At 64.1% G+C, this 22256-nt stretch carries 21 protein-coding genes; 10 read left to right on the top strand and 11 right to left on the bottom strand.

The features are described from left to right. Positions 1-3 precede the first annotated feature (3 nt). The 3 genes from RQH62_RS07865 to RQH62_RS07855 all read right to left on the bottom strand — a co-directional run bounded on the left by RQH62_RS07865 (position 4) and on the right by RQH62_RS07855 (position 2903). Positions 4-363: a YciI family protein gene (locus RQH62_RS07865; RefSeq protein ID WP_311268218.1), complete on the bottom strand. Its 360-nt coding sequence runs from the start codon at positions 361-363 to the stop codon at positions 4-6. Positions 364-430: 67 nt separating this feature from the next. Next, positions 431-1318 (bottom strand): AraC family transcriptional regulator, encoded by an 888-nt coding sequence (locus tag RQH62_RS07860; protein WP_311268217.1) that lies wholly within the window; start codon positions 1316-1318, stop codon positions 431-433. A gap of 52 nt (positions 1319-1370) precedes the next feature. Continuing rightward, a complete protein-coding gene (locus RQH62_RS07855) occupies positions 1371-2903 on the bottom strand; it encodes an acyl-CoA synthetase (RefSeq protein ID WP_311268216.1) in 1533 nt (510 codons plus the stop codon). Between the two features lie 245 nt (positions 2904-3148). On the opposite strand from RQH62_RS07855, the gene RQH62_RS07850 reads away from it, so the two are divergent. The 7 genes from RQH62_RS07850 to RQH62_RS07820 are packed head-to-tail and all read left to right on the top strand — an operon-like array spanning position 3149 to position 11317. Beyond that, a complete protein-coding gene (locus RQH62_RS07850; RefSeq protein ID WP_311268215.1) occupies positions 3149-5386 on the top strand; it encodes a TonB-dependent receptor in 2238 nt (745 codons plus the stop codon). Positions 5387-5403: 17 nt separating this feature from the next. Then, complete coding sequence (locus RQH62_RS07845) at positions 5404-6636, top strand: cytochrome P450 (protein WP_311268214.1); 1233 nt, start codon at positions 5404-5406, stop codon at positions 6634-6636. A gap of 7 nt (positions 6637-6643) precedes the next feature. Then, the gene (locus RQH62_RS07840) at positions 6644-7528 is read left to right on the top strand and encodes an AraC family transcriptional regulator (protein ID WP_311268213.1); all 885 of its coding nucleotides are present in this window, start codon (positions 6644-6646) and stop codon (positions 7526-7528) included. After that, a complete protein-coding gene (locus RQH62_RS07835; protein ID WP_311268212.1) occupies positions 7525-8991 on the top strand; it encodes an aldehyde dehydrogenase family protein in 1467 nt (488 codons plus the stop codon). Before RQH62_RS07840 ends, RQH62_RS07835 begins: the two co-directional genes overlap by 4 nt. Further along, positions 8988-9407, top strand: coding sequence for a GFA family protein (locus RQH62_RS07830; protein WP_311268211.1), 420 nt, complete (start codon positions 8988-8990; stop codon positions 9405-9407). Before RQH62_RS07835 ends, RQH62_RS07830 begins: the two co-directional genes overlap by 4 nt. Before the next feature lies 1 nt (position 9408). After that, on the top strand, positions 9409-10200 hold the full coding sequence (locus RQH62_RS07825) for an SDR family oxidoreductase (protein ID WP_311268210.1): 792 nt from the start codon (positions 9409-9411) through the stop codon (positions 10198-10200). Between the two features lie 10 nt (positions 10201-10210). After that, the gene (locus tag RQH62_RS07820; RefSeq protein ID WP_311268209.1) at positions 10211-11317 is read left to right on the top strand and encodes an NAD(P)-dependent alcohol dehydrogenase; all 1107 of its coding nucleotides are present in this window, start codon (positions 10211-10213) and stop codon (positions 11315-11317) included. 25 nt (positions 11318-11342) lie between these two features. Here the strand turns inward: RQH62_RS07820 and RQH62_RS07815 are convergent, their stop codons facing one another. The 7 genes from RQH62_RS07815 to RQH62_RS07785 all read right to left on the bottom strand — a co-directional run bounded on the left by RQH62_RS07815 (position 11343) and on the right by RQH62_RS07785 (position 19130). Beyond that, positions 11343-12164 carry an SDR family oxidoreductase gene (locus RQH62_RS07815; RefSeq protein WP_311268208.1) on the bottom strand — a complete coding sequence of 274 codons (822 nt, stop codon included), beginning with the start codon at positions 12162-12164 and terminating at the stop codon, positions 11343-11345. A 68-nt stretch (positions 12165-12232) separates the two neighbouring features. After that, positions 12233-14488 (bottom strand): TonB-dependent receptor, encoded by a 2256-nt coding sequence (locus RQH62_RS07810; RefSeq protein ID WP_311268207.1) that lies wholly within the window; start codon positions 14486-14488, stop codon positions 12233-12235. Positions 14489-14625: 137 nt separating this feature from the next. Further along, positions 14626-15402: an SDR family oxidoreductase gene (locus tag RQH62_RS07805; RefSeq protein WP_311268206.1), complete on the bottom strand. Its 777-nt coding sequence runs from the start codon at positions 15400-15402 to the stop codon at positions 14626-14628. 4 nt (positions 15403-15406) lie between these two features. Continuing rightward, positions 15407-16522, bottom strand: coding sequence for a hypothetical protein (locus RQH62_RS07800; RefSeq protein ID WP_311268205.1), 1116 nt, complete (start codon positions 16520-16522; stop codon positions 15407-15409). A gap of 21 nt (positions 16523-16543) precedes the next feature. Next, on the bottom strand, positions 16544-16969 hold the full coding sequence (locus tag RQH62_RS07795) for a hypothetical protein (protein WP_311268204.1): 426 nt from the start codon (positions 16967-16969) through the stop codon (positions 16544-16546). Further along, a complete protein-coding gene (locus RQH62_RS07790; RefSeq protein WP_311268203.1) occupies positions 16966-17991 on the bottom strand; it encodes a phosphotransferase family protein in 1026 nt (341 codons plus the stop codon). The genes RQH62_RS07795 and RQH62_RS07790 overlap by 4 nt, the downstream gene beginning before the upstream one ends. A gap of 74 nt (positions 17992-18065) precedes the next feature. Next, the gene (locus tag RQH62_RS07785; protein ID WP_311268202.1) at positions 18066-19130 is read right to left on the bottom strand and encodes a zinc-binding dehydrogenase; all 1065 of its coding nucleotides are present in this window, start codon (positions 19128-19130) and stop codon (positions 18066-18068) included. A gap of 243 nt (positions 19131-19373) precedes the next feature. Between RQH62_RS07785 and RQH62_RS07780 the strand changes: the two genes are divergently transcribed. From RQH62_RS07780 to RQH62_RS07770, 3 genes are all read left to right on the top strand, one after another. Then, entirely contained in the window at positions 19374-19784 is a 411-nt protein-coding gene (locus tag RQH62_RS07780) for a limonene-1,2-epoxide hydrolase family protein (RefSeq protein ID WP_311268201.1), read from the top strand. A 116-nt stretch (positions 19785-19900) separates the two neighbouring features. Further along, a complete protein-coding gene (locus RQH62_RS07775) occupies positions 19901-20644 on the top strand; it encodes a helix-turn-helix transcriptional regulator (RefSeq protein ID WP_311268200.1) in 744 nt (247 codons plus the stop codon). A 23-nt stretch (positions 20645-20667) separates the two neighbouring features. Beyond that, positions 20668-21699, top strand: coding sequence for a LysR family transcriptional regulator (locus RQH62_RS07770; protein WP_311268199.1), 1032 nt, complete (start codon positions 20668-20670; stop codon positions 21697-21699). Between the two features lie 6 nt (positions 21700-21705). Here RQH62_RS07770 and RQH62_RS07765 read toward each other — a convergent pair whose 3' ends face one another. After that, complete coding sequence (locus RQH62_RS07765) at positions 21706-22080, bottom strand: hypothetical protein (protein ID WP_311268198.1); 375 nt, start codon at positions 22078-22080, stop codon at positions 21706-21708. Positions 22081-22256: the final 176 nt, after the last annotated feature.

The raw sequence follows: 22256 nt of genomic DNA, 5'->3' as shown, positions 1-22256 counted from the left end.
GCCTCAACTCAGGTCATGGAAAGGGCGGATTTCGATCTCGCTCGGTCCGGGCATGGGGTTGGGGCAGCGCTTCACCCAGGCGACAGCCTCCTCCATGTCCTTGACTTCCCAGAGCCAGAATCCGGCAACCAGTTGGCCCGGCTCCGGGAACGGGCCATCGATGACCCTGCGGTCCGGCCCGTCGAAGGCGACCCGCTTACCCGCGGAAGAGGGCATCAACCCATCGGCCATGATCAGGATGCCGGCGTCGCGCAGCGCATCGTTGAAGCGGCCCATCGCCTCCATCATTGCCTCGGTTTCGGGTGTGGGATGGTAGCCCTTCTCGCTATCCTCGGTCGCCTTCACCAGCACCATCACGCGCATCGCCAACCTCCTGACTTATCGACGCGGCAATGTCCCGATTTCCTCGCCGGTGCGCAAATCTTTTCGCTTATCCGTCCAGCCGGCGCCTGCGGTAGCTGGACGGGGTTTCGCCGGTCATGTTGCGGAAAGCGCGGTTGAAGCTGCTCTGGCTGGCAAAGCCCAGAAATTCGGCGATATAATTCATCGAGGCATCCGACTGGCTCAGCATCTCCTGCGCCCGTTCCAGCCGGGTCTTCAGCACATATTGGTGCGGGCTGACGCCGGTCGCCTTCTTGAACACGCGGCAAAGGTGCGAGGGCGTGATACCGATCTGCGCCGCCATTTCTTCCAGCCCATGCTCTGCCTCCGGCCGCTCCCGGATCCCATTCATGATATGGTGGATACGATAGGCCGAAAAGGCGGATGTCGGAAATTCCTGCGCTGCCGCCTTCACCGGGCCGCGCAGCATATGGGCCTTGAGCGCGTCGATCAGGGCTGAGACATACAGGTCGCGCGCGCCATCGGAGGGCGTGTAGAGTTCGGCCAAAATCTGACGGGCGAGTGCGGCACCAAGCTGATCGTTAAAGGCAAAGCGCATGCGCGAGAACTGGTCCAGCACCGACGCCGAACGCAGATCGTCCGCGTCGACACTGAGTGTCACGACGTCCAGTTCGCCATCCACCAGCCATTTTGTGCCCATAGTTGCGGGCACGATCGTTGCCGCGCCGGGGTAGGATGTCGTCTCGCTCCACCCGTCACGATCCCAGGTGCGCACATTGGTCTTGCCGGCCAGTTGCACGACGAACAGCGGATCGGGCAGGGCAGGCAGGGCATAGCTGCCGACGAACTGGCGCCAGCGGCTGAAGCGCCAGCGACCGTCGGAGGATTCCAGCTTCACCTCAGGGCCGCGCTTCAGCGTATCGGCGATGATCGCCTCGCCATGCCATGTGCCGTCCCGATGCGCGGCGGTCCTCATGACGCGATGGCTCCGGCGGATGGACCCGTCATCTTCACTCTCCTTGTTATTTTTACAGCTTAGCGCCTGATCCGCGAAATTCATCCATCAGTTTGCGCTTCATCAATTTACCGGTGGGCTCGCGGGGCAACTGGTCGCGCCAGACGAAAGCGCGGGGCGTTTTCACGCTGCCCAGTGCGGCGCGGACGAAGTGCATGAGTTCTTCCTTCAGGGTGGTGTCGCCCGTGACGCCTTCGACCGGCTGGATCACAGCCAGCACGCTTTCGCCCATTTCCTCGTCCGGCACGCCGATGACGGCGACGTCGGCGACCTGCGGGTGGGTTATCAGGCAATTTTCGATTTCCTGCGGATAGATGTTCACCCCTCCGGAGATGATCATGAAGCTGCGCCGGTCGGTAAGGAACAGATAGCCGTCCGGATCAAGGTGCCCCACATCGCCCAGTGTGGCCCAGCCCCGGTCATTATATGCGGCGGCGGTCTTGTCCGGGTCGTTATGATAGGTGAAGGCCGGGCCGTCCGAGAAGAAGACGTCGCCCGTTTCGCCGGCCGGAACCTCCTGTCCATCTTCCCCGACGATCCGGACCCTTCCCAGCACCGCGCGGCCGACCGATCCGGGCCGCGCCAGCCATTCGGGCGACGACAAGGCGGTGATGCCGCAACACTCCGTGCCGGAATAATATTCGTGAATAATCGGCCCCCACCAGTCGATCATCGCCTGCTTGACCGGCACGGGGCAGGGCGCGGCGGCGTGGATGACGGCCTTGAGCGATCCATGATCGTAGCGTGCGCGCGCATCGTCCGGCAATTTCAGCAAGCGCACGAAATGGGTCGGCACCCAGGTCGCATGGGTGACGCGGTAGCGCTCGATCAGCGCCAGCGAGTCTTCCGCGTCGAAGCGGTCCATCACCACCACCGTGCCGCCGAGCCGATGGATGGTCATCGCCCAGCGCAAGGGCGCTGCATGATAAAGGGGGGAGGTGGACAGGTAGATGCAGTCCTGCCCCATGCCGTAGAGGGCGGTGCCCATGCCCTCCAGCGCGGTCTGCGCGTCCAGCGGGCCGTTGGGCAGCGGGGGCTTCACGCCCTTGGGTCGGCCGGTGGTGCCGGAGGAATAGAGCATGTCGGTGCCGGCGCTTTCGTCCGGGACGGGCGTGTCGGGGTAAGGGGCGGCGCTGGCGGACCAGTTTTTGAGCGGGCCGATGGCGCTGTCGACCAGATAGCCCTGTACGCCGTCCGCCTCCGCGAGGGCCGCTTGCGCCAATGTGGCGAGCCGGTCGGATGCGACCAGGATGCGCGCGCCCGAATCCCGCAGGATATAGGCGATGTCGGCGGCGGACAATTTGGTCGATATGCTGGTGAGATAAAGGCCGATGCGCTGCGCCGCCCAGCTGAGTTCAAAGATCGCCGCTTCATTGTCCATCAACAGCGCGATAACGTCACCCCGCACGCAACCCAGCGCGCGCAGCAGATGGGCGCCGCGATTGGCGGCGGCCTCCATCTGGCCGTAGCTGATGGTCTGGTCGGTCGCCGGCAGGATGATCGCCGGTCGATCCGGATCGCTGATCGCAAATGGCCTGGGGTGCATGGGTGAGCCTCTCCAAAAATCATGCAACATGATGCGCGGCGCATGGTCGGCCGGGGCCGCTATCGCTCGCGTCTTGCGCTTGATGGCTACAGAGGCCCGGTTTGCGCGCGAGTTCAAGGCAAGCGCAAGAAATGCCAAATCTGGCATCAACTCTGGGTAAAGCCTTCCCGGTTCGGCTCGGCTAGGTCTGCTTCATCATAACCGCATCCCCCGCCAAAAAGGGGGAAGATGGAGGAGAGGGTATAATGAGGTTCATCACGACCAAGGCTTTGGCGATTCTGCTGTGCAGCGGCGTGTCGCAGGTTGCGTTGGCGCAGGAGGCGGCAAACGCCCCCCAGCCGGCAGCGGATAATGGAGACATCATCGTCACCGCGCAGCGCCGGTCGCAATCCATGCTGGCCGTGCCGCTGGCCATTTCGGCGCTGGGCGGCGAAACGCTCCAGAACAAAGGGATTTCCAATTCCGCCGCGCTGGCGACGGCGGTGCCCAATTTGCAGGTCAGCAGCCCCTATGGCAGCACCCAGCCCAATTTCTCGCTGCGCGGCATCAGCGTCGCGAACGAATATAACAGCAATCAGGCTTCGCCGGTCGGCGTCTATATCGACGACGTCTATATCGCCGCGCGGACCAGCCATGGCATGGGCCTGTTCGATCTGGATCGGGTGGAAGTGCTGCGCGGACCGCAGGGCACCTTGTTCGGCCGCAACACGACCGGTGGTGCGATCAATTTCATCACCCGCGCGCCTAAGCTGTCGGGCACCAACGGCTATGCCGAGGTCGGATATGGCAATTTCAACACGTTCAAGGCGCAGGCCGCGATCGAAACCACGATGGTCGAGGATGAATTGGGCATCCGCGTCGCCGGCAATTATGAAAAGGGCGACGGCATGCTGCACAATGTCGCGCCGGGCGGCCGGGATTCCAACAGCGTCGATACGGCGCAGGGCCGCGTCTATCTGCGCATGAAGCCCGGCAATGGTCCGCTGGATATCAAGATCCGCGCCTATGCCGGGCGCGATCGCGGGGCGCAGGCGGCCATCCATGGCCTGACCGGTCCCAACACGCCGGGGCAGGGCTTTTTCGACATCAACGAAAATGACGTCGGCGAAAATCGCACCGACGCTTGGGGCGTGGCGGCCAATGTCGCGCTGGAGTTGAGCCCCACGGTCACGTTGACGTCGATCACTTCCTATGATGGCGGCAAGCAGAATTTGCAGCAGGCGGCGGACGGATCGCCGCTTGATGTGCTCAACATCAACTGGCGCTCCAATTTCCGCCAGTTCAGTGAGGAAGCGCGCCTGAATTATGAAGGTGACAGGCTTAAGCTGGTGGGCGGCGCCTTCTATGGCTGGGATCGCACGATCACCGACAATCGCTTCAATATCGGCAGCGCTCTGGCGCCCGGTGTCGATGGCGGTTTCTTCCAGCATTATCGCCAGACGCGGCGATCCTATGCCGCCTTTCTTCAGGGCGATTATGACCTGACCGATAAGCTGGTGCTGACTTTGGGCGCGCGCTACACTTGGGACAAGGCGAAATATGGCGACGCCTATGCCTATCTGTTCGCCGGTCCCTTCGGCGGTGCGGGGACGCCCATCGCCAGCACCGTGCCCTGCGCCGGGGTGGCGGGCACCTGCGCCTATGATCCGGCGGCGCGCTACGCGATCGACGGCAGCAACAAGGCGCTGACCGGCCGAGCGGCATTGAGCTATACCTTCGACGGCGGCACTCTGGTCTATGCCAGCTATAGCCGGGGCTATCGGTCCGGCGCGTTCAACGGCGGCGGCTATACCTCCTCGGTCGGCATCACCTATATCGACCCCGAACGGGTCAATGCCTATGAAGTGGGCGTCAAGGGTCGCTTCCTCGATAATAAGCTGACGCTGTCGGCGGCCGGCTTCTATTATGACTATAGCAACCAACAGGTGCAGGATACGCGGCCCGGCCCGGTGTCCTTCCTGGTCAATGCGCCCAAATCGCAAGTCTATGGCGGCGAAGTGGAAGCCAGCCTGCGGCCGTTCGATGGGCTGGTCATCAACCTGTCGGGCGGATATCTCCACGCCACCTACAAGGATCTGACGTTGCAGGACACGGACCTGTCGGGCAACGACCTGCCCTTCGCGCCGCGCTGGACGGGAACGGCCGGGTTCGACTGGACGATCTTTGACACGGGCAGCGATAGCCTGACCTTCTCCCCCACGGTCAATTATTTCAGCAGGCAGTATTTCTCGCCCTTCAACGGTACCGACGCGGTCGGCACGGCGCAGAATAATGCGGAATTGCAGCAGAAGGGCTATGCCAAGGTCAACGCCACGCTGGCCTGGGCGCATGGGCCGTTCCAGCTGCGCGGCTGGATCAACAATGCCTTCAATCGCAAGACCTACAGCTATGGTCTGGACCTGCGTGGCGCGGGCTTCCCCTACAACTTCTTGGTTCCGGCCATGCCGCGTACGTTCGGCGTGACGGGCCGGTTCAGCTTCTGACGCCGGGAGAGCGCCCCATGACCGCGACCATAACCGCCCCGGACCTCAAAGACCCGGACCTTTATTTCGACCGGGCGCCGCACGACCTTTTCGCACGGCTCCGGGCGAAGCAGCCCGTCTACTGGAACCCGGAAAGCGACGGGGCGGGGTTCTGGGCGCTCACCCGCTATGCTGACATTGTCGAAGTGTCGCGCAATCCGGGCCTCTTCTCCTCGGCCTATGACAATGGCGGCCACCGCATCTTCAACGAGAATGAGGTCGGGCTGACCGGGGCGGGGGAGGCGGCGATCGGCATTCCCTTCATCTCGGTCGATCCGCCGGTCCATACCCAATATCGCAAGTTTATCATGCCGGCGCTGTCGCCTGCGCGGTTGGCTGGGATCGAGGAACGCATCCGGGAACGCTGCCTGTCGCTGATCGAGAAGATTCCGTTGGGTGAGACGGTCGATCTCGTGCCGTTGCTGTCGGCGCCGCTGCCGCTGCTGACGCTGTGCGAGCTGCTCGACCTGCCGACCGACATGTGGGTGAAGCTGTACGACTGGACCAATGCCTTTGTCGGCGAGGACGATCCCGATTTCCGCCAGTCTCCGCAAGCGATGGCGGCGATATTGGGCGAGTTCATGGCCTTTTCCCAACAGCTGTACGAGCAACGGCGGGCGACGCCGGGGCAGGATCTGGCCACGTTGCTGGCGACCATGGAGGTGAATGGCCAGCCGGTGATGTTCCAGGAATTTGTCGGCAACCTGATCCTGGCGCTGGTCGGCGCGAACGAGACGACGCGCAATTCGCTGAGCCACAGCGTCGCGGCCTTTGCCGCCAATCCCGATCAGTGGGATCTGGTCCGTGCCGATCCGACGCGGCTGAAAAATGGCGTGCGCGAAATGGTGCGCTATGCCAGCCCGGTCATGCACATGCGGCGGACGGCGACGGCGGACACGGAGATTGGCGGGCAGGCGATCGCGAAAGGCGACAAGGTCGTGCTGTGGTATATCGCCGCCAATCGCGACGAGAGCGTCTTTCCCGACCCCGACCGGTTCGACATCAGCCGGGGCAATATCCAGCATCTGGGCTTTGGCACCGGCCAGCATGTGTGCGTGGGATCGCGCCTCGCCGAAATGCAGTTGAGGGTGGCTTTCAGTCTATTGGCGGAGCGCGTCGGCCGGTTCAAGGTGATGGCGGCGCCACGCCGATTCAGGTCCAACTTCATCAACGGGCTGAAGAATCTGGACGTGCAGATGGTCGCTGCATGAGGAGAGGATGATGGACCTGGTCCGGGGATCGACCGACGAGGAAATCATTTCGGACGCGCTCGGCCGTGCGCCCGATATCCAGTTGGGCGCCGATCATGGCCGCTGGCGCCTGTGCCGGTGGCGGCAGTTCGTGGGCAGTTATACCTTGCCGGCGCTGCCCGACCCGATGTTCGTTGTGCACATTGCGGGCAAGCCCAATGTGCGCACCTGGGAAAGGGACGGGTGGAGTGAGACGAGTTCGCTGCCGGGATGCGCCACCATCGTGCCGTCGGGGCATCCGACCGGATGGCTGGTCGATGGCGAGCTGGACGTCGTGACGCTGAGCGTAGCGTCGACCGATCTGCAACGCGCGCCCGCGCTCGACCAGTTCCGGCGGATGCGCTTTGCCTTTTCCGATCCGCTGGGCGTCGCGCTGACGCGGCAGGTGCTGGGCGAGCTTTACGCGCCGCAGACGAAGGAGCGGGACGTTTATGTCGGCGCGCTGGTCGATGCGCTGAAAGCGCATATGATGCGCGGGCCGGTGAGCGCCAGCAGCACCGACATCCCGACCGCCGCCTTCTCCTCCTATCGCATCCATGCCATCATGAACGCCATATTGGAACGGCCGGAAGCGAGCCATAATCTGGAGGAACTGGCGGCGCAGGCGGGCATCACCCCGACCCATTTCTGCCGCGTGTTCAAGAAGGCGACGGGCGTGTCGCCGCACCAATATGTCATGCGCGCGCGGCTCGACCGGGCGCAGCAGATGCTGGAACAGTCCGATACGTCGATGGCGACCATTGCCGACGCGCTGGGCTTTACCAGCCAGAGCCATTTCACCCGCGCCTTCCGCCAATTTGCCGGCGAAACGCCGAGCGATTTTCGCAGGCGCCGTCAGGAGACGCTTCAGTGAGTGCTATTCAGGGTTTTGAAGGACTGGTCCTGCCGGATCTGGCGTTGCGGGCGGGCGGCGATCGGCTGGCCACCGGGGCGACGATCGCCGATATCGATCCCTGCACGGCGCAGGCCTTTGCGCAGGTGCCGGTGGCCGATGGGAGCCAGGTCGATGCGATCGTGCAGGCGGCGCACCGGGCATTCCATGATCCGGCCTGGCGCGACCTGACGCCGCTGGCGCGCGAGCGGTTGCTGCATCGCTTTGCCGATGCGATCGAGGCGGACCTGCCCCGGCTGGCGGCGCTGGAAGCGCTGGACGCAGGCAAGCCGATCGGCGTGACGGAGACGGTCGATATCCCGGCCGCGATCGGCTGGCTGCGCACCTATGCCGGCTGGCCGACCAAGCTGGCGGGCCGGGCGGGCACATTGTCCGCAACGCCGGGCCGGTGGCATGTCTATTCGCGGCGCGAGCCGATCGGCGTGGTGGCGGCCATCACGCCGTGGAATTTCCCGCTGGTGCTGGCCATGTGGAAGATCGCGCCGGCGCTGGCGGCGGGATGCACCGTCGTTCTGAAGCCCGCGCCGGAAACGCCGCTGTCGGCGCTGCGGCTGGTGGAACTGGCGCGGCAGGCGGGGTTGCCCGATGGCGTGCTGAGCGTCGTGACCGGCGACGGGGCTACGGGCGCGGCGTTGGTGGAGCATCGGCTGATCGCCAAGGTCGCCTTCACCGGATCGACCGCGACGGGGCAGGGCATATTGCGGGCATCGGTGCCTGACCTCAAGCGGGTGACGCTGGAACTGGGCGGCAAGTCGCCGTCCATCATCTGCGCCGACGCCGACCTGTCGGTTGCTATTCCGCAGGCGGCGATGGGCTGCTTCTTCAATAGCGGGCAAGTCTGCTATGCCGGCACGCGCCTTTATGTGCATCGGTCGGTTTATGATGAGGTGGTCGAGGGGATTGCCGCCTTTGCCGCCGGATTGACGATTGGGCGCAGTGCCGATCGTAGCACGGCGCTCGGCCCGCTGATCAGCGCGCGCCAGCATGAGCGGGTGACCGGCTATGTCGATCGCGCGCGGGCGGCGGGGATGGAGGCGATGGCGGCCAATGTCGTGCTGCCCGGCGAAGGCTATTATTTCGCGCCGACCCTGTTGCGTAACGTGCCCCGCGATGCGGAGGCGGCGCGGGAGGAGATATTCGGCCCGGTGCTGGCCACGGCCGCGTTCGACGATCTGGACGAGGCGATCGACCTGGCCAATGACAGCCCCTATGGCCTCGCCGCCCATGTCTTCACCCGCGATCTGGCGACCGCGCACCGGACGGCGGCGCGGCTGGAGGCCGGCACGGCGTTCGTCAATTGCGTGATGCTGGCCGACCCGGCCTTCCCCTTCGGCGGCATGAAAATGTCCGGCATTGGCCGCGAAAATGGCAGCGAAGTGCTGGACGCCTATCTGGAACCCAAGACGGTGGTGGTGGCATTATGAGTGATGCAAATGTGCATGAAGGCGGGTGCCTGTGCGGACAGGTGCGATATAGCTTTACCGGCGATCCGCTGCTGGTGGCGCTGTGCCATTGCACCCATTGCCGCAAGCAGGGCGGCGCACCCTTCTCGCTGGTCTGCGCGGTGGCGGACGAGGCCTATAGCGAACAGGGCGAAACCCGCATCTATGAAGATCGCGGCGAAAGCGGCGCGGCGGTCTATCGCCATTTCTGCGCCACATGCGGATCGCCGATCCGGTCGATGGCGGCAGCGCTGCCGGGGTTGACGATCGTCAAGGCGGGCACGCTCGACACACCAGACCAATGGCCCCCGGTGCTGGAGGCCTATTGCGACAGTGCCTTGAACTGGATGCCCACCATCACCGACCAGCGTTTCGCGCGGTCCAACATCGGAGAATGAGATGAGCAATCTGGATGGCAAGACCGCTTGGGTGACGGGCGCGGGATCAGGCATTGGCCGGGCGACCGCGATCGCGCTTGCGCAGGCGGGGGCGAGCGTGGTGCTGGGCGATATCAATCCGGCGGGGCTGGCGGAAACAGCCGGGCTGTGCGGCGGTGCAAGCACGCTGTCGCTGACGCAAGACGTCACCAGCGAAGCGGCATGGGCGGATGGCGCGGCGGCGATCGACGCCCGCTTCGGCCGGCTCGATATATTGGTCAACAATGCCGGGATCATGATGGCCCAGCCGTTCGAGGACGCGCCGGTCGAGATATTGCGCCGGCAAAATCGCATCAATGTGGAGAGTGTCTATATCGGCATGCAGACCGCATTGCCGCTGATGCGCCGCACGATTGCCGATGGGGCGAAGGGCGCGTCGATCATCAATATCGCGTCGGTCTATGGCATGGTCGCGGGTGCGCAGTTCGCCGCCTACAGCGCCACCAAGGGCGCAGTGCGATCGCTGAGTCGTGCGGTCGCCTATGAACTGGCGAAGACCGGCATCCGCGTCAATTGCGTGTTGCCCGGACCAGTGCAGACCAATTTGGGCGCCGATTGGGAGCCGCCCCGCGACGAGACGGGCGCGCCGATCCCGCCGGAGGTCGCACTGGCCGCCTGGGCGCAGCTGATCCCGATGGGGCGGCTGGGCGTGGCGCAGGATATCGCCCCGCTCGTCGCCTTCCTGGCCGGCGACGATGCCGCTTTCATCACCGGCGCGGAGTTCGTTGCCGATGGTGGCTATACCGCAGCCTGAAGGAACCGATATGGACAGTATCGCCGCCATCGCTCGCGCGCCGCATCATCCCTTCACGGTCGAACCGATCGTCATCGACCCGCCCCGGCCGGGCGAGGTTTTGGTGCGGATCGCCGGGGTCGGGCTGTGCCACACCGATCTGGTCGCGCGGGACCAGTTCATCCCGATCCCGCTGCCCGCCGTGCTGGGCCATGAAGGGGCCGGCATCGTCGAGGCGGTGGGCGAAGGCGTGACCAAGGTGGTGCCGGGCGATCGGGTCGTGATCGGCTTTGCCAGTTGCGGCCATTGTGCGCGGTGCGACGAGCATCTACCCTCCTATTGCCGTGAATTTCCCATGCTCAACTATGCGGGCGCGCGGACGGACGGCAGTTCGGGGCTGCGGCAGGGCGACGCGGCGCTGTCCGGCCACTTCTTCGGCCAATCCTCCTTCGCCGGGCATGCGCTGGCGCAGGAGCGCAACGTCGTGAAGATCGAGGCGACGGACGTGCCGTTGGAACTGCTGGGGCCGCTGGCCTGCGGATTCCAGACGGGGGCGGGCGGGGTGATGCGATCGCTCGCCTGTCCGGCCGGATCGACCATCGCCATTTTCGGCGCGGGTCCGGTGGGTCTGGCGGCGGTGATGGGCGCGGTCATTCAGGGGTGCGCGACGATCATCGTGGTCGAACCGGTGGCCAGCCGTCGCGACCTGGCGCTGTCGCTAGGCGCGACCCATGTGATCGACCCGGCGGCAGAGGCGGTGCTGCCGGATGCGATCCGCGCGATCGTGGCGGACGGCGTGGAGTTCGCGTTCGAGACGAGCGGGCGGGAAGCGGTGGTGGAGGCGGCGCTGGCGTCTCTTGGCAGCCATGGCCTGCTGGGGCTGGTCGGCGTACCGCCCAAGCCGGAGAGCAGCCTGACCATCAATCTGGCCGCGCTCATCACCTACGGCCATCGCATCCATGGCATCATCGAAGGCGACAGCGACTTGGACAGCTTCATCCCGGAACTGGTGGAACTGTATCGGGCAGGGCGTTTCCCGTTCGACCGGCTGATCCGGACTTTTCCGCTGGCGCAGATCAACGAGGCGGTGGAGGCGCAGGCGCGGGGCGATTGTGTGAAGGCGGTGCTGATCCCCTGAAGCCCCTTTACCTCTGTCGAGGGCTTTACCGGCGAACGAAGGAAGCCGCGTGCGTCAGATGGCCTTCGCCACCCAGCAGGCGGGTGAAGTTGGGCAGGCCGGTATGGGCCGCGCCACCGCCGTCTACGACCAGATCATGACCGTTCACATAGCTGGCATCGTCCGACGCGAGGAAGGCGATGGCGGCGGCGATCTCGCACGGTTCGGCGGGGCGGCCGAGGGGGAGGGCGTCGCGCCATGCGGCCATGACCTGCGCATTGCCGGTGAGGCCGGTGGCGAGCGGCGTGCGCGTCAGGCCGGGGCTGACGCTGTTCACCCGCACATGGGGTGCATGGTCCAGCGCCATCGCCCGGCTGAGGTTGATGACCGCCGCCTTCGCCGCATTATAGGCGGCAAAGCCATAGTCGCCGCCCGATCCCGATACCGACGCGACATTGACGATGCAGCCGCGCGCCTGCGCCAGATGCGGCAGGGCGTGGCGGCAGGCCCACATGACGGCGTCGAGGTCGATCGTCATCACTTCGCGCCAATGATCGAAGCTGATGTCCGTGATCGATCCGAATGAGCCGATGCCGGCATTATTGACCAAAATGTCGAGGCCGCCCAGCCTTTCCGCAGCGGTCGAGATCAGCGCTTCGACTGCGTTCAGGTCCATCATGTCAACCTGCGCGGTCATCAGCGCGGTGGATGGCTGCGACGCGGCCAACTGGTTCAGCGCGTCGGCCCGGATATCGGCGGCCAGCACGGTTGCGCCCTCGTCCAGAAAGCGGCGTACGGTTGCTTCGCCAATGCCCGATGCCCCACCGGTCACGATCGCGCGTTTGCCGGTCAACTTAGCGTTGCTCATCCCGCTATCCTTCCAAAATAGAAACGGGCCGCTTCCTTTTCAGAAAGCGGCCCGTCCGATGCGCCCGGTCAGAAATTATAGCGGGCGGTGATGCCATAGGCGCGCGGCGGGGCGTGCAGCATATAGTCATAGCCGAAGGCGTCGCGCAGGTTGAGGCCGTACATGAACATCTTCTTGTTGAAGAGGTTCGTGGTCCACAGGCGGATCGCCAGCTGCTCGCTTTCCCAGCCCAGCGTCGCATTGACCCGGACATTGCCCGGCGCATGCAGGTTGACGTTCCCGGCTTCGTTGTTGAAGGGCGAGAAATATTGCTTGCTGGTGTAGATGAGGTTCGGCGAGAAGATGATGTTCCCGCTGCCCAACTGCCCCAGCGTCCAGTCCGCGCCGGCATTGATCGTGATCTTCGGCGCGTTGGGCAGGCTATTGCCGTCCAGCACCGTGCCCGATAGGGTCAGCCGGTCATAGGTCGCATCCAGCCAGGTGAAGGAGAAATTGGTCTTCAGGCTGGAGATGAAGCGGGTGTTGAATTCCAGTTCGAACCCCTTGATCGTGGAACCGGGGGCCGATCGGATGAAGCCCGTTGTGCCGATCACCTCGTTCAGCTGCTGGTTCTTATATTTGGTGAGGAAGGCGGCGGCGGTCAGGTTGGCGCGATTGTCGAACAGGCGCGCCTTGGTGCCGACTTCATAGGCTTCCACCTTTTCAGGCGGCACGAAATCGATCGGGTTGCCGGCGTAAAATTGACTGGAGAAGGAACCGGCGCGATAACCGCGGCTGTAATTGGCATAGACCATGGTGCCGCTGTCGAACGTATAGTCCACGCCGATCTTGCCGGTCAGACGGCTGCTGGAACGGCTCTTGCTTGCCTCTGGCGTAATGACGCCGGCGGGCGAGATCGAGCCGTGGGTGAAGGTGATGGATGCCGCATCCGGGTCGGCCGGATCGAAATCATAGCCGCCGAAGGAGGGTGAGGTCGCCGGGTCGGCAAACTGCGTCAGGAAGCTATAGGAGTCGTAGTGGCGGCTCCTGTCCTTGGTGTAACGCAGGCCGAGCGTGAAGCCCAGATTGTCGCCCAGCTTCTGGTTCAACTGCGCAAAGGCGGCGTAGCTTTTGCGGGTCTGCTGATAATGCTGGTAGAAATAGAGCACCTGCACCAGCCGGTATTTGTCGACATTGTCGATATGGTCCCAGCCATAATAGACGCCGGCCTGCAAATTGGTGCCGGCATTGTTGTAGGCCAGCTTCACTTCCTGATTAAACTGCTTGTAGGTGTCGCCATAATTGGTCTGAAGATGGCCGATGACGGGTGTGCCCGATCCTTCCTGCGTGAATTCCTGCTTCGACCAGTCATAGGCGGTCAAAGTCTGGAGCGAGAGGGCGTCGCTCAGCTCATAATTGAGATTGAATTGCACGCCGGCATTCTTGACGTCGTTGAAGCCAAGGTCGGGCTGGTTCGTCTCGAAGAAGCTGAGATTATCCTGCGCGCGATTATAGCCCGATGTGCCGTTGGTCAGGTGATAAGCAGCGGCCTGTGTCGGCTTGCCCTTCGATCCGGTGAATTTCAGCATCATGTCCAGCCGCTCGGTCGGGCGGGCGCGGATGATGAGGCGGCCGGCTAGGCTGTCGCGGCTGTTGGCGTCGGGTTGGCCGGGGAAGATATTCTTCACGAACCCGTCCGCCTCGACATAATTGACCGAGGCGCGGAAGCCGAGAACATCGTCGACCAGCGTGCCTTCGATCGCGGCCTGGCCCTTCACCTCGTTGAAACGGCCATAGCCCCCCTCGACATAGCCGCGCGTGCCCGATTGCAGGCTGGGCTTGACCGAGATGAAGTTGATCGCGCCGCCGGTGGTGTTGCGGCCATAAAGCGTACCCTGCGGCCCGCGAACGGCCTCGACCCGCTCCAGATCATAAAGTTGCAGGCCGTGCATGGTACGGGCGGAGAGATAATTGTCGTCGGTATAGACGCCGACCGGCGACACCTGATTGGCGCCATATTCATTGCCGACGCCGATGCCGCGCATGGTGAAATTGGGCTGCGCCTCGCCAAAGGCCGAGGTGACTTGCAGCGAAGGGACGGCGGCGCTGAGCGCGAAGGTCGAGTTGGCGCCCTGTCGCTGGAGATCGGTGGGAGTGAGCGCAGTCACGGCGACTGGCACCTTCATCAAAGATTCCGACTGGCGCTGGGCGGTGACGACGATGTCCTCCAGCCCGACATTCTGCTGCGCCTGCGCTTCCTGTGGTTCCTGCGCGAAGGCAGGCGCACTGGCCATGGTCAGCGCCAGCAGCGCGCACGATGTATGGAACATATGGTTCTTCATCATTCCCCTCCTATATTGTCTTTGTTGGGTTGACCGCCTGGGGCGGTTCTCTTGTGTTCGAAGCTTCCTCTTCCCTTATATTCCCGTCCAATTGGCTTTGGCGGCCCATTCATCGGCGCGGACGATGGACCGCGCAAAGATCACCCGATCGGCACCTGCGTCGGCTGGCCGGTCGCCGCCGTCACGCCCCCATCGGCCACCACGATCGACCCGTGCATGTAGCTGGCATCGTCCGACGCCAGGAAGGCGACGATTGACGCCATCTCCTCCGGCTGGGCCGGGCGCTGCGCCGGGATGGATTTGAACCAGTCCTCCAGCAATTGCGGAAACGCCTTGAACGCGTCGGTTGCGGGCGTTTCGACAAAGCCGGGGCAGAGCGCGTTGATGCGGATATTTTCTCGCGCATGATAGGTCGCCATGGCGCGGGTCAGGTTGATGACCGCGCCCTTTTGCGCGCAATAGCTGGGATAGGCGCCATCGCCCGCCAGGCCGGATATGGACGCGACATTGACGATGACACCGCCGCCCTGCTTGCGGAATTGCCGCACCGCGCCACGCGACAGGAAGAAGACGGAGTCGAGATTGACCGCCGTGCTGCGTCGCCATTCTTCCGTACTATGATCGGGGATCAGCGCGACGGCGGCCTTGGCGGCATTGTTGACGAGGATGTCGAGCCGCCCGAACAGGGTGATCGCCCGCGCCAGCAGCGCTTCGCAATCCGCTTCCTCGCTCACATCGGCGCGCAGGAAATGGGCGTTGGGCGTATCGAGCGCCGCAAGTGCCTCCGCCCCGCGTCCTTCATCCTGCCCGCAGAACAGGACATGCGCACCTTCATCCAGCAACCGGCGGACGATGGCGAGGCCGATGCCCGCCGATCCGCCGGTGACGATGCACGCCTTGTTATCCAGCCGCGCCATCGTCCTATTCCTTGTCCCAGCGGCTGATATCCATGCCGCTCGTGACGCCAAGCGGCGCATAGGCGCCCAATATCGCCTGTTCGAACACGCCGACTGATTTTTCCTGGCTGCCGTCCGGGTTGGTCAGGGTCAGGTGCGACAGGCGCTGCACATGGAAATTCTGCATCGCCATCGGATCGAGGTCATCGACGCTGAAATCCTCGCGCTCCACCTTCAGTGGCACGCCATGATAGCGGCCATGGAACCATTCGGGATGGAAATAGCCGATGCCCTTCATCTGCATCCGGTGGAAGGGCGTGAACTCGACCGTATAGGGACCGGTGCCATAATCGACCGTCAGCGTGCCGCTTTCCGGCCAGAGCGTGCCGGGTTGCAGCACTGTGTCCAGCGTCCCTTCCTCCGTTTCCAGAAAGGCTTCCGGCCCGGCGCCATCGGGGCAGAGAACCGAGCGCCGGTTCCAGACATGGCCGTCCGGTTCGGCGGCGATGTGGAAGAACAGGCTCTTGCTCGCGAAATTGAGCGGGGTCCATTGCCAGAAATAGCCCTGCGGCGCTTCGGGCACATTGGGCTGCGGATCGGACAGGCCGATCGGGCGGATGCCCCAGCTGCGGTCGCGCGTGCCCATGGCGTGGGGCGACAGGTCTATGCGGCGGCCGTCGATGCTGACCCAGCCGGACCAGTGACCGTTCTGGGTCAGGCGGGTATAGTCCAGGAAGCCGCGCTTGCCCACGCGCCGGGTGAAACGCGGTTCCTCGATCGGGAAGGCGCGGCCGGTGATGGTGAGGTCGGCGGCGATGCCGTCCTGCTCCTCGACCACGAAGCGCAGCGTCCAGAGCGGCTTGGGCACTTCCAGCCGCATCGGGCCGATGCTCATGTCCATCCGGTCGGTCAGGATGCGCGATCCGCGCAGATTATATTGCTTCCCCTCGACCTGGATGGAGATGCCGCAATCGGTGACGTTGAGGTGCGGATAGACCCCCATGCCGATCAGGAAGAAGAGCGACCCGTCCGGTTCGAAGCCGTTGAACCAGTAGCGGTCGTAGAAATTCCGGTCGCTGCCCGAATAGCAGATGGGTTCGGGCGTCTGGTGGATCGGGAAATCATCGGCGGCTGTGAGCATCTATTCTCTCCGTCTATTCTGTCAGAAATTGGCGAGCGCGACCCGGCGTCGCTCGGTCGAGGTGCGCAGTTCGTCCCAGATGGCGCTATTCAGCGCCTGTGCGCCCTCGTCCGTTTCGATCCGCGCTTGCAGGGCGATGAGGGCGCGGCGGCGCTGGTCGTTGATCCGTTCCAGCGTGGATATCTTCAGGTTTTCGGGTTCCTCTTCGGCGGCGTTGCGAAAGGCCGCGTCGCCGGTCAGGTCGCTGCCCTGCGCCAGCAGCGCGGCGAGCGCGGTATTTTCCTGCACCAGCCGGTCGGCCGCGCCGTCCCAGGCCTCCGCCGTCATGTCCAGCATCGCGGCGGTCATGCCGACCATATTCGCCTGAAAGCCCTTGAGGTCGGGCAGGATCGTCTCGCGCAATTTGCGCGCGACATCTTCAAGCACGGCGGGGATATCGGGCTTCATAGCTTGTCCATGAGTTCGAGGATGGCCCGGTCCTGCGCGTTGCGCAGCCACCAGGCGGCATAGGCCTGGATCACGTCGCGATTCTGGCCGGACTGCCAGACATGGGCGCAGCTGTTCCAGATCGCCTGGCCCTTGATGCAGTTGAACAATTCCCACCAATGGAGCGCGCGCGGATCGGCGGTGAGGCCGCTGGCTTCTTCCCAGATGGCCACGGCTCGATCGCGGGTGGCAAGGCCGCAATAGCGGTCATCCTTGGCGAAGCAGAAGACGCGCGCCAGGCTCCAGCCCAGATCCTCCAGAGGATCGCCCAGATGGGCCATTTCCCAATCCAGCACGGCGATCAGATTGCCGTCATCATCGTACAGGAAATTGCCGGCACGAAAGTCGCCATGCACCATCGCCAGCTTCTGCGCGGTCGGCTGCCACCGTTCCAGCGCGCGGATCGCGGCGCGGGTGATCGGTTCGGCGCCGACATCATGGCGGTCCAGCACATCGACCCAGCTGGCCAATTCCTGCGCGGCCGTATTTTCCACCGTCGCGGGGCGGGTGAAACCCATGTCCAGCCGTTCCACCGGCACGGCGGCGAGCCGGCCCATGGTCGACCACATTTGCCGCGCAATATGGGGCAGGCGGTCGGCCCAGGCAGCGTCCTGAAACTGATATTCGCTGTTATGATAGCCGCGCAGATCCTCCGCCAGGCTGATCGCGCCGTCGAAATGGGATGCGTCCGGCTCCAGCAGGATCATCTTCGGGACGGGGATGCCATGGCCATAGATCGCCTGATAGGCGGCAAATTCATGGGCGCGATCGCTCTCGACATTGCTGGCGGGCGGGTCGCGACGCAGGATCATGCCGATGCGCTGGCTCTCCCCCTGTTCGTCCACATAGGACAGGTCGAAGCGGAAGGTTTCCCGCGATGCGCCGAGTGGCAAACGGAAAAGATTCTCGACCGCAAGCTGCGTCCATTGGGGCAGCTTGTGGCCGAGATAGGTTTGGAGAAGGTCTGCACTGATCGGTTTCATGCGTCTCTCAAAAGGTCTGGAGAGAAGGTCAGGCTAGGCCGATCCTCCCATGGAGGGGATGGACGGAAATCCACCTATGCGGAGGCGACGAGCAATTTGACCTGGCTGCCATCGCCACCGGTCAGCGCGGCAAAGGCGCTGTCCAGTTCGGTGAGGCCGACCGTGCCCGTGACCATGGGGGCGAGCCGATCGGGATTGGCCGCGATCATGGCGAAGGCCTCGCCAAATTCCGCCGGCGAGTAAGCGAAGACGAAGCGCAGGGTCAGGCTCTTTTGCAGCAGGAAGGCCGGTTCGATCGGGTCGGTTTCCATGCAGTTACCGACCACGACCAGCGTAGCACCGGTGGGGCATGTCTTCGCCAGCGTCATCAGCATGCCGGGCTTACCGACACATTCGAAGACGACCGCGCGGCCGCGGCGTTTCTGATCGGCGGTGACGGCCATGGCGTCCGACATGCCGATGGGCAGGCCAAGGTCGGTCCACCATGCCGGGCCAGCGGCATCACCCGGCGACAGGATGATGTCCGCGCCCATCCGCTCCGCCATGGCGCGGCGCGCGGCATTGGGTTCGATCGCGAGAATGGGGCCAAGGCCCAGTGCCTTCAGTCGCGCGATAATGAACAGTCCCACCGGCCCGCAGCCGACCACGGCAAAGGCGCAATCGGCGTCGGCCCCACTTTCCGCGACGGCATGGACGGCGACCGACAGTGGTTCGGCCAGCGCGGCGATATCGGTCGGAACATGGTCGGGCACGGGCAGGCAGAGCGCCGCGTCCAGCAGCATCGCTTCGGCGAAGGCGCCATTATAGCGATTGGAATAGCCGATCAGCTCGATCCCCTGCGGCCCGGTGAGGAAGGGCAGGCCGACGATCCGCTGGCCCGTGGCAAAGGCACCGGCCGGCTCGATCAGTTCGCAGCAAAATTCATGGCCCATCACCACCGGCCGGGCCGGGTCCATGAAGCCGCGAAAGCCAGCGCGCTGCAACAGGTCGCACAGATGGTCGGCATGGTCGCGGGCATGGAGATCACTCCCGCACACGCCGCACACCAGCGGACGGGCGAGCAATTGCCCGGCGGCCGGCGCGGGGTCGGGCAGCGTCTCCAGCGTGAAGCGCCCGTCATTCAGCACCATGGCCTTCATATATCCTCTCCTTCTTATGTTCGGCCCCTGGACTTCGTCAGGGTGCCATGCTTGCCGGCGCGCCACTCATCGCCTGTTCCGAACAAAGTCGGGCGATTTTCCATATATGGCGGACAGGCACGGATTGTCTGGATGAACCCCGCGCCTTCGGCGCGAGTGGCGTTGTGATGGCGATCAATATCGTCTAACGAAAATATCGGTCAATATTGAGTCGTCAAGAGGCTCGTGACGAAGGAGAACGATGTGCGCGACGCCGATCCGGAGGGCGTGGTTCGAGCCTTGATCGATGCCTTCAACCAGCGTGACGGCGCGGCTGTCGCGGCGTTGCTGCATGAGGATATCGTCTGCGTCGGCGTGCCCATGCCACCGGCGCAGGGCAAGGCGGCAGCGCTGGATTTGCTGGCGCCCTTCCTCGCGGCGGAGGCGATCGACTGGCATGTGCATGCGATCGCCATCAATGGCCGGACCGTCCATACCGAACGGACCGACCGGTTCCGCTTCACGGGCGCGGACTGGACGCAGGTGCGGGCAGCCGGCATCTTTGAAGTGGCAGAGGATGGGCGCATCCGCGCCTGGCGCGATTATTTCGACATGGCCGAGTTATTGGCAGCGATTCCGGCTTCGGGGGCGGCTTCGGGGCCGCAGGATATTTGACGTTGGCGATCCGACCCTTTATGGTCGGATGAAATTGTCCGATAATATGGCGTGAGAGCCGAAGGACGATTCCACCGGAGAGCCGCACGAAGCGGCCATGCACGGGAGGCGAGAGGATGAGGCTGAGCCAGGACATTTCCGGCTTTACCGACCAGATGGTGACGGATTGCGCGCTGGGCAGCGCGTCGATCTTCTTTTACGACGACAATGTCGGCCAAGGGGCAGCGCAAGGGCAGCTGTCCTACCTCTATCATGTCGGCGTCAGCGAAGAGGCGCAGCATCGCTATCATGACGGGCGGGTGTTCAAATCGGACCCCTTCACCCGGCAATTGCTGGCGAAGAGCGACATATCCGGCGCGCATTTCATCCATTGGGGCGACGCTGCGCTCGATCGGTTCGTGGCGCGGCCCTATACCAGCTTCCTCGATCATTATGCCGTCGATGTGGTCGGCGCCTCGACCCGTCGGCTGGCGCCGGGCCTCTGCCTCATCATCGGGGCGCATCGCAAGGGGCGGCGAACCGGATCGCCCGATGTGCCCGAACCGTTGCTGGAGCAGCGGCTTCACAGCCTGTCCAACATGGTGGTCGATCGTTTTCTGTCGGACCTGATCGACTCGTCGGACGGCCGCGTGGCGCTGCGCACGACGATGGGTGGCACAGCGCCCTGCGTTAGCGGGCTGTCACCGCGAGAGGAGCAACTGGCGGCGTTGCTGTGCCGTGGCTTGCAGAACAAGGCGATCGCCTTCGAGATGGACCTGTCGGAAAACACGGTCGAAAATTACCTTCGCCGGCTTTATCGCAAGCTGGGGGTGCGCAATCGGGCAGGCCTCGTCTTCCGCATGACGCAGCGCCTCCACTGAGCGCAAGAAAGGGAGAGCAGGCCATGTTCCATGTCGATCTCAAACTGCTGCGCAGCTTCGCCGCCGTCGCCTGCGAATTGTCGGTCACGCGCGCGGCCGAGCGGCTGCACCTGACCCAGCCGACCGTGTCGGGCCAGATCAAGGAGCTGGAGCAGGCGCTCGGCTTTTCGCTGTTCCACCGCACCACCCGCCACATCGCCCTGACGCCGGAGGGAGAGCGGCTGCTACCATTGGTCCAGTCGCTGCACCAATGCGCGCAGGCCGTGCGGGAGGAAGCGGAGGGCATGCAGCATGCAATGAAGACTCGCTTCCGCCTGGGCGCAGCGATGTACAGCATGGATTTTCTCGACCGGGTCGAACTGATCGACGCTTTCGTCGCGGCGCGCTCGGACATAAGGTTGACCATCGACAATCGCCTGCAATCCGATCAGGTGCGCGACCTGCTGACCGGCAAGCTGGATGCTTCGCTCTTGCTGGGCGTACCGCTCGACAAGCCGGTGCCGGAATTTCTGGCCGACATGAACCCTGGCGAGATCGCCAATGAAGTCCAGTTTCCCGCGTCGCTGGAGCATGTCGTGCTGCGGCGGCGCCAAATCGGCCTGCTGGTGCCGGAAGAGAGCGATCTGGCCCGCTATGAGGTCATTCCCGTGAGCCAGTTGATCGGGCGCCGGATCGCGATGATCAGCGCCGAACATGGCGAGGCTTTCGTCAATCCGATCGCCAATTTCCTGCTGCAATGCGGCGCGGTGCCATCCGTATCGGCGGAGGGCAATGCCATGGCGGTGGAGCGTCATGCGCAGCGGCACGGCATTTGCGCGATAGGCATCGGCTGGTTCGCGACCCTGCCGGGCATGGTGCGCCGCCCGGTCGAGGGGATGGATTTCCACATGGACCTGTCGCTGGTTCTGGGGACGTCGCCCAACCCTGCTGCACGGCGCTTCTTCGACTTCGCCGTCCGCTGGCAGGCGGCACGCGATGCGCTGGGCACCGGGGGCGTGGCGGGTGATCATTTCGCCGACCCGCCGATCGCCAGCACAAGAATGGCGTTCGCCTGAAACGGGTCAGCCGAGCGCGAACACCGCCTTCACATGGGCGGAATCGCTATATTCCTTGACCAGTGCGATCTGCTCCCCGGCAAAGCGGAACAGGAAGACATAGCGATTGTCGTAGAGCGTCCCGTTTTTGAGCAGGCTGTGCGACGTCGCCTCCACGAACAGATGCTCGTCCTGCTCCATGACGAGGCCGGGCGTGACATGGATGCCGTCCGCCATCTGGGCGTGCAGCGTGCCGAGCAACGCATCGAATTCCGCCACGCTGATGTCGATGCCGCCATTCCACCACCAGCGCGCATCGGCGGTGAACCGGTCGAGCGGGATGCTGCCGGTCGCGATGGCGGACAATAGCGTGCGGGCAGTCTCTTCACGGCTGGATGGCATGCGGCTCTCCTTTTTTCTGCTTCGTTCAGCATGTCGGCGGTGGCCGGGTGGGGCCAATCATATCGGCGGGCACATTCATCGCGTGGCCCGATGACTGGTCCGCAAAGCCCGATTGGACCCGGTCCGGCAGGGGCTTCACCTTGCATGGCAGAGAAGAAAAACAGCAGCTTGAGGAG

This window comes from Sphingobium sp. WCS2017Hpa-17 (assembly GCF_031843765.1).
Taxonomy (GTDB): domain Bacteria; phylum Pseudomonadota; class Alphaproteobacteria; order Sphingomonadales; family Sphingomonadaceae; genus Sphingobium.
The sequence above is the reverse complement of the archived record's forward strand: the minus strand, read 5'-3'. Positions and strand labels throughout refer to the sequence as shown.